6 protein-coding genes and 1 pseudogene are annotated in these 7584 nt (G+C 74.8%); 6 read left to right on the plus strand and 1 reads right to left on the minus strand.

From position 1 onward, the window contains the following. Positions 1-34: 34 nt before the first annotated feature. Positions 35-1318, minus strand: a complete 1284-nt coding sequence (locus KBX43_RS11055; RefSeq protein WP_064447716.1) for a hypothetical protein — start codon at positions 1316-1318, stop codon at positions 35-37. Positions 1319-1553: 235 nt separating this feature from the next. Here KBX43_RS11055 and KBX43_RS11060 point away from each other — a divergent pair, with 235 nt between their 5' ends. The 6 genes and pseudogenes from KBX43_RS11060 to KBX43_RS11085 form a co-directional block, all read left to right on the plus strand. Beyond that, on the plus strand, positions 1554-2219 hold the full coding sequence (locus KBX43_RS11060; protein WP_043326436.1) for a response regulator transcription factor: 666 nt from the start codon (positions 1554-1556) through the stop codon (positions 2217-2219). Then, a complete protein-coding gene (locus KBX43_RS11065) occupies positions 2216-3268 on the plus strand; it encodes a HAMP domain-containing sensor histidine kinase (protein WP_069087444.1) in 1053 nt (350 codons plus the stop codon). The genes KBX43_RS11060 and KBX43_RS11065 overlap by 4 nt, the downstream gene beginning before the upstream one ends. Before the next feature lie 116 nt (positions 3269-3384). Further along, positions 3385-5487, plus strand: a complete 2103-nt coding sequence (locus KBX43_RS11070; protein ID WP_210884265.1) for a pyridoxal-phosphate dependent enzyme — start codon at positions 3385-3387, stop codon at positions 5485-5487. Further along, a complete protein-coding gene (locus tag KBX43_RS11075; RefSeq protein ID WP_210884267.1) occupies positions 5484-6617 on the plus strand; it encodes a D-alanine--D-alanine ligase family protein in 1134 nt (377 codons plus the stop codon). Before KBX43_RS11070 ends, KBX43_RS11075 begins: the two co-directional genes overlap by 4 nt. Beyond that, positions 6614-7249, plus strand: a complete 636-nt coding sequence (locus KBX43_RS11080) for a M15 family metallopeptidase (protein WP_210884269.1) — start codon at positions 6614-6616, stop codon at positions 7247-7249. Before KBX43_RS11075 ends, KBX43_RS11080 begins: the two co-directional genes overlap by 4 nt. 75 nt (positions 7250-7324) lie before the next feature. After that, positions 7325-7584 (plus strand): annotated as a pseudogene (locus tag KBX43_RS11085) (hypothetical protein); the annotation flags it as partial.

Below are 7584 nucleotides of genomic sequence, written 5' to 3' on the forward strand. Positions count from 1 at the left end.
CTCCGCCGTCCGTCTGGGGTGGATGGCGGGCAGGCTAGTTTCCAGGACGTTGCAGGAACGTTGCGCGCGGCAGCGCGTACTCCTCGGCGAGCTGGCGGGCCCGCGCGAGCGCGAGCGGCCGGCGGGGCGCGCCCGGCGGCAGCGCCCGCGCCAGGGCCTGCCAAGCGGCCAGGTCGTCGGCGCCGGCCGCCGTCGCGGTCCAGGCCGCGAGCAGCCCCGGGTCGCCGCCGGCCAGCACGGCGGCGCGCAACTGGCCGTCGACCAGGCGGCGCAGTCGCGCGACTCCCGGTGCGTCCGACAGGGGCAGCAGGGGCCCACGGTACGCGCGCAGCGCCGCCGCCGGATCGCCACGTTCCAGCAGTTCGGTGACGGTACGGAAGTCGGCGCGCACGGTCGGGCGCAGCCGGTACGGGCGGGAGTCGAGCAGCTCCTCGCCGAGCACGCGGCGCAGCCGGGACAGCTCGGCGCGCAGCGTGACCGGGTGCCGCCTGTCGTCGCCGTAGAGGTCGAGGCCGAGCTGTTCCCCGGTGCGCCCCTCGGGATGGTCGACGAGCAGCACCAGCAGCTCGCTGTGCCGGCGACCGAGCCGGATGCGCCGGCCGCCGACGCGCAGCTCCGCCTCGTCGCGGCCGAGCGCCGACACGTACGCGACGTCCGGCGCGGCGGGCGCGACGCCGGCCAGGAACGCCTCGGCGGCCCGGGCGGTGGCCCGGACCAGAGCCAGGCTCTGCGGGTTGGCCAGGTGGTCCCCGCCGGTGATGTCGACGGCGCCGAGCAGCGCGCCGCTGACCGGGTCGTGGATCGGCGCGGCGGCGCAGGTCCAGCGCTGCACCGGCCGCACGAAGTGCTCGGTGGCGAAGATCTGCACGCCGTGGTCGACGGCGAGGGCGGTGCCGGGCGCGTTCGTGCCGGCGTGCGCCTCGTCCCAGCGTGCGCCCGGTACGAAGTTCATCCGCTCGGCGTGCCGCAGCACCCCGGGGTGGCCTTCCACCCAGAGCAGCCGCCCGGCGGCGTCGCAGACCGCCATCAGGTGCGCGCCGTCCTGCGCGATGCCGCCGAGCAGGTCGCGGAAGAGCGGCATCACCCGGGCGAGCGGGTGCGCGGCGCGGTACGTCTCCAGCGCGTCGTCGGTGAGGTCGACCGGCGCGGTGGCCTCCGGGTCGAGCAGCGCGGACCGCTCCCAGGAACGGGCCACCACCTCCCGGACCCGGCCGGATGTGGTGCCGGCGGTGAGGAACGCCTCGTGGGCGGCACCGACCTGCGCGATCCGCTCCGCCGGATCCGCGCCGAACTCCAGGGCGAGCCACGGGTCAGCCACCAGCGCCTCCTTCCACCCATCGTGACCCACCTCACGCCCGAGCGCCAATGCGTGATCCGGGTCACTTCAGCGGTGCTCGCGCCGCCCGCGGACCGGACGAACGGCCCAGACGGCCCGACGCCGGTTGTCGCAGCGTGGCCCGCGTGGAGGATGGCTGCTGCGGACGCTTACAGAACCCTTAACTCCGGCCTGCGAAGGTGTGCCGGACGACGAGGGAAGACACGGGGAGCGCAAGGTGCGGGTGCTGGTGGCGGACGACGAGCGGCTCTTGGCGGACACGGTCGCCGAGGGGCTGCGACGGTTCTCCATGGCTGTCGACGTCTGCTACGACGGCGACGGCGCGCTGGAACGGATCGGGGTCAACCGGTACGACGTGGCGGTGCTGGACCGGGACATGCCCGGCGCCACCGGCGACGAGGTGTGCCGGAGCCTGGCCGGGTCCGACGCCGGCACCCGGGTGCTGCTGCTGACCGCAGCCGCCGGCATCCGGGACCGGGTCGCCGGCCTCGGGCTGGGCGCCGACGACTACCTGACCAAGCCGTTCGCGTTCGCCGAGCTGGTGGCGCGGGTCCAGGCGCTGGGCCGCCGGTCCACGCCGGCGCTGCCGCCGGTGCTGGAACGGCACGGCGTGGTACTCGACGTGGCCCGGCACACCGCTACCCGGGACGGCCGCCCGCTCGGGCTGAGCCCGAAGGAGTTCGCCGTCCTGCACGTGCTGATGCGGGCCGGCGGCCGGGTGGTCAGCGCCGAGGAGCTGCTGGAACAGGCGTGGGACGAGTTCGCCGACCCGTTCACCAACGCGGTCCGGGTGACGGTGATGACCCTGCGCAAGAAGCTCGGCCAGCCGTCGGTCGTCCACACCGTGCCGAAGGCCGGCTACCGGATCGGCGAGCCGGAATGAGCCCCCGTCGCCGCATCCTGCTGGTCGGGCTGCTCGCCCTGCTCGCCGGGTTCTTCGTGCCCAACATGGTCAAGTCGCTGCTCGAACTGGTGTGGGGGCAGGCCCAGTGGTTCTGCGGCCTGGCCACCATCGGCGCGGTGTGCGAGCCGGGCCGCCCGTTCGTCCCGCTGTTGCCGCTGCTGGTCCAACTGCTGGTGCTGGTGGCCGCCGGATTCGCGGTGTGGGGAGCGGCCCGCTGGTGCCTGCGCCCGGTGCGCGACCTGGCCGCCCCGATCGCGAACCTGGGCCCGCAGAACCTCGGTTACCGCATCCGGCATCGCGGCCGGGACGAGCTGGCCGGGCTCGCCCGCGCGATCGACGCGATGCTGGACCGGGTCACCGCCGGGTACGAGGGGCAGCGGCGGTTCGCCGCGAACGCCTCCCACGAACTGCGTACGCCGCTCGCGGTGCAACGCACGCTGATCGAGGTCGGCATGGCGCAGTCGCTCACCGGTGAGCAACTGGAGCTGCTGACCGCGCAACTGCTCGCCACGAACGAACGCAACGAGCGGCTCATCGAAGGGCTGCTGGCGCTCAGCGAGAGCGACCAGGGCCTGCGGTCCTCCACCCCGCAACGCCTCGAACAGATCGTCAGCGGCGTGCTGGCCGCGTACGCCGACCGGGCCGCCGAGGCCGGCGTGACGGTCGAGACCCGGCTGTCGCCCCGGATCGTGACCGGCGAACGGGTGCTGCTGGAACGCCTGGTCACCAACCTGGTGGAGAACGGCATCAAGTACAACCGCCCGGGCGGCCGGCTCGTCGTCACCGTCGGCGGCGACCCCGCGCTGACCGTCACCAACAGCGGGCAGGCCGTGCCCGCCGAAGCGGTCGACGGGCTGTTCGAACCGTTCCGGCGCCTCGCCCGGGACCGGACCAACCAGGGCGGCGGCGCCGGGCTCGGCCTGGCCATCGCCCGCTCCATCACCCAGGCGCACGGCGGCATCATCGCTGCCCGCCCAGGTGACGACGGCGGCCTGCGGGTCGACGTCCACCTGCCCCACGTGGGCTGACCACCCCACATACGACTCCGGGAGCCGCCGTCGCGGCATCCCGCGATGACACCTGCCCGAGGACCGGACCGGCGGCACCGCCGCCTGCCTTGGAGAGGGCCGGAGAGGAGACCGCAGTGCCGACGCGTACCGAGGGGAGCGCACCACCCGGTGACCGGGTGGCCTGGGCCGACGTGGCGAAGGGCGCCTGCATCGTGCTCGTGGTGCTGTGGCACGTCGTCGTCAAGGACTACCTGCGCATCGACTGGCGGGCCGGCCTGCCGGTGCCGGGCGCGTGGGGGCTGCTCGGCGAGCAGCTGCTGCCGCTGCGGATGCCGTTGTTCTTCGCGATCTCCGGCATCTTCGCGGCGAACGCGGTGGCCCGCCCGTGGCGGGTGTCCGGACGGCCCCGGATCACGCGGAACCTCTACCTGTACGCGATCTGGCTGCTGATCCACACCGCGCTGCTGGCGCTGGCGCCCGGCTTCCCGACCGACCGGGCCACCGACCCGGGTGAGCTGCTGGCCCAGCTCACCGTGACGCCCTCGAACCTGTGGTACCTGTACGCGCTGGCGCTCTACTTCGTGCTCGCCAAGGCGCTGCGCCGGGTCCACCCGGCGGTGCTGCTGACCGCCGCGGGCGCGCTGTCCGCCGTGGCGGCCACCGGGCTGCTGGACAGCCCCGGCAACCGGGGGCAGGTCTACCAGAACCTGGTGTTCTTCCTGGCCGGGGTGCGCCTGAAGCCGTACCTCACGCGGTGGGCGGACGGCGCGAGCACCCGGCGGCTCGCCGGCACCGGCGCGGCGTACGCGATCGGGCTGGCCGCCATGGGCCTGGCCGGCGTGCAGAGCTGGCCCGGCGCGTACCTGTTCGTCTCCGTGCTCGCTGTGGCGTTCGGGCTGACCGCCGCCGCCCGGCTGGCCCGGCACCGCCTGGCCGGTCCGGCGCTGGCCCGGCTGGGCCGCCGCACGCTTGGTGTCTACGTGATCCACATGCCGGTGCTGGCGCTGCTGGACCGGCTCCTCGCCGCGCCGGTGGCCGGTCTGGGCGGACCCGCCCGGGCGCTGCTGGTGACCGTCTACCCGGTCGTGCTCACCGCGCTCGTGCTGGCGCTCAGCCTCGCCGCGCACCGCGGCCTCACCGCGCTCGGCGCGCACTGGCTGTTCGACCTGCCGCGCAGCCGCGTCCACTCGAATACCGAAGGAGAGACCATGCCCCGAATCGACGGGCCGGCGCTGCCGGACCGCACACATGTCGAGGAGGCCGCCCGCGCGCTGTCCGGCCGGGTGGTGCGTACCCCGGTGCTGCACAGCCCGGTGATCGACCGCCTGGCTGGCGCCCGGATCCTGCTCAAGGCGGAGAACCTGCAGGACGGGGGCTCGTACAAGATGCGCGGCGCGATGCTGGCGGTGGGCCGGCTCGCCGCCGCCGGGCACACCGGCGTGGTCGCGCAGAGCACCGGCAACCACGCCGTCGCGGTGGCGCTGGCCGCGCGTCGGCACGGGCTGGCCGCGACCGTCGTGCTGCCGGTGGACGCCGCGCCGGTCAAGGTGGACCGGGCGCGGGCGGCGGGCGCCCGGGTGGTCCGGGCGGGCACCACGGTCGAGGAGCGCCTCGCCGTCGCCCGGCGGATCGCCGAGGTGGAGGGCCACCCGCTGGTCGACGCGTACGACCACCCGGATGTGGTGGCCGGGCAGGGCAGCGCCAGCCTGGAGCTGATCGAGGAGGCGGCGCGTCGCGGCGCACCGCTGGACGCGCTGGTGGTGCCGGTGGGCGGGGGCGGCGGCATCGCCGGTGCCTGCCTGGCCGTGGCCGGAACGCCGATCCAAGTGTACGGCGTGGAGCCGGTCGGGTGCGACTCGCTGGCCCGCAGCCTGGCCGCCGGACGGCCCACACCCGTCGCCCCGGCGCCGAGCCTCGCCGACGGGCTGCGCCCCGGGTGCGTCGGCGACCTGCCGTTCGCGGTGGCCCGCACCGGTGTGCGGGGCGTGGTCCGGGTCGACGACGACGCGATCGTCGAGGCGTTCCGGCTGCTCCTGCTGGACCTGAAGGTGCTGGTCGAGCCGTCCGGCGCGGCCGCGCTGGCCGGCGCGCTGCGGCTGGACGAGGTGAGCGGTCCCGGCAGCTCGGGCACCGGGACGCGGCGGACGGTCGGCGTGGTGCTGACCGGCGGAAACGTGGAAGCGGACCTGGTGGCCCGGCTGGCGGGCGACCCGATGACTGTGGGAGTGGCGGCATGAGAGCGACAGTGCGGATCGGTGTCCTGTTCGGAGGCCCGTCGGCGGAACATGAGGTCTCCTGCGCCTCGGCGCTGGGCGTGGCCCGCGCCCTGGCCGGGCAGGGGCACCGGGTGGTGGCGCTCGGCCTCACCCGTACCGGCGGGCTCCGGCTGCTGCCCGAGCCGGTGCTCGCGCAGCACCTCGGCACGGTGGCGGCCGGACGGGCGATCGACGACCGGCTGCCGGTCACCGGCGAGGCGGTGGAGCTGCGACGCGGGGCAGCCGCCGGGACTGTGGCGGTCACCGCCGCCGACTCCCCGGCCACCGTGCACGCCGAGCTGGATGTGGTGTTCCCGGTGCTGCACGGCCCGTACGGCGAGGACGGCGTGGTGCAGGGCCTGCTGGAATCACTCGGCGTGCCGTACGTCGGGTGCGGCATCCTCGCCTCCGCCGTCGGCATGGACAAGGTGGCGATGAAGCGGGCGCTGCGCGCCGAGGGCGTCCCGACGACGCCGTACGTCTGGTTCGACGAGCCGACCTGGCGGGCCGCGGCGGACCCGGAGAAGCTGGTCGTCGGGCTGCGCGGGCCGCTGTTCGTCAAGCCGGCCCGGATGGGCTCCTCGATCGGCATCTCCCGGGTCGCAGGCGGCGACGACCTGGTCGCGGCCGTGGAGGAGGCGTTCCGGCACGACCACGTGGTGCTGGTCGAGCAGGGCGTGACCGGCCGGGAACTGGAGTGCGGCGTGCTCGGCGGCTGGCAGCCCGAGGCGTCGGCGGTCGGCGAGGTCCGGGTCGCGGGCGGCTGGTTCGACTACCGGCAGAAGTACTTCGGCGACGCCGACCCGATGATCGTCCCGGCCCCGCTGCCGGACGAGGTCACCGAGCGGATCCGCGAGCTGTCGGTACGGGCGTTCACCGCGATCGGCGGCTGGGGCCTGGCCCGGGTCGACTTCCTCTACGACGAGACCGCCGGCGACCTTTACGTCAACGAGCTGAATACGCTGCCCGGCTTCACCGCGCACTCGATGTACCCGAAGGTGTGGGCCGAGTCCGGCGTCGCGTATTCCGAGGTGGTGGACCGGCTGGTCGCGCTCGCCTTCACCCGGCACGCGGCCCGGCCGTCCACCGCGCACCCCGGGGGTACGCCGTGATCCTCCTCTCCGACCCCCGCGTCGCCGCCGTGTCCAGCCGGGACGACGGCGAACCCCTGGTTGACCTGCGCGAGGTGCCCGGGCTGCGGGTGGACGCGCGGGCCGCCGACCCCGCCGGGGCGTACGCGCGGGTGCGGTGCGGTGTCGCGGACCGCCTGCTGGCCGCGCAACGCGCGCTGCCGGCCGGGCTGCGCCTGCTCGTGGTCGAGGGCTACCGGCCGTACCGGGCGCAGCTCGACATCTTCACCGGCTACCGGGACGAGTTGCGGCGGCGGCACCCGGACTGGCCGGCGGACCGGCTGCACCGGGAGACCACCAAGTTCGTGTCGCCGGTCGAGGTGGCCCCGCACAGCACCGGCGGAGCAGTCGACCTCACGCTGTGTGACGCCGACGGAATGGAGTTGGACATGGGCACGGTGCTCGACGCCACCCCGGAGGAGAGCGCCGACGCCTGCTTCACCGCCGCCCGGCACATCCCGGTGAGCGCGTGGCGCAACCGGAACGTGCTGGTGGCGGCGTTGAGCGGCGCGGGGATGGTGAACTACCCGACGGAGTGGTGGCACTGGTCCTACGGCGACAGGTACTGGGCGCTGATGACCGGTGCGCCGCACACCCGTTACGGTCCGTTGTAGCCCGTCGGTTCAGGTGAACGTTCCGGCCCTCCCGTCCGTACCACGCGGGGAACGACAGCGACGACGGGAGAGAACGTGAGGGTGCAGCGTAAGCACGCGATGGCGGCAATCGTGGCGGTGACCGCCACGGTGGCGGTCTCGGTGGGAACCGGACTGGGATTCGCGGACACCGCGCCGGTCGGGCGGTCGGCCTGCGCCGGGTCGGTGACCTTCTCGGCCGAGAGCGGCCCGCCGGCCGCGACGAGCGACAGGTTCCCGGTGGGCACACGCCTGCGGGTGACGAACCTCGACAACCGCAAGGTGGCCACGGTGACGGTCACCGGGCCGTCCGGTAG

The sequence above is a fragment of the Micromonospora sp. C41 genome, from assembly GCF_018070485.1.
In the GTDB taxonomy this organism is placed as follows: domain Bacteria; phylum Actinomycetota; class Actinomycetes; order Mycobacteriales; family Micromonosporaceae; genus Micromonospora; species Micromonospora chalcea.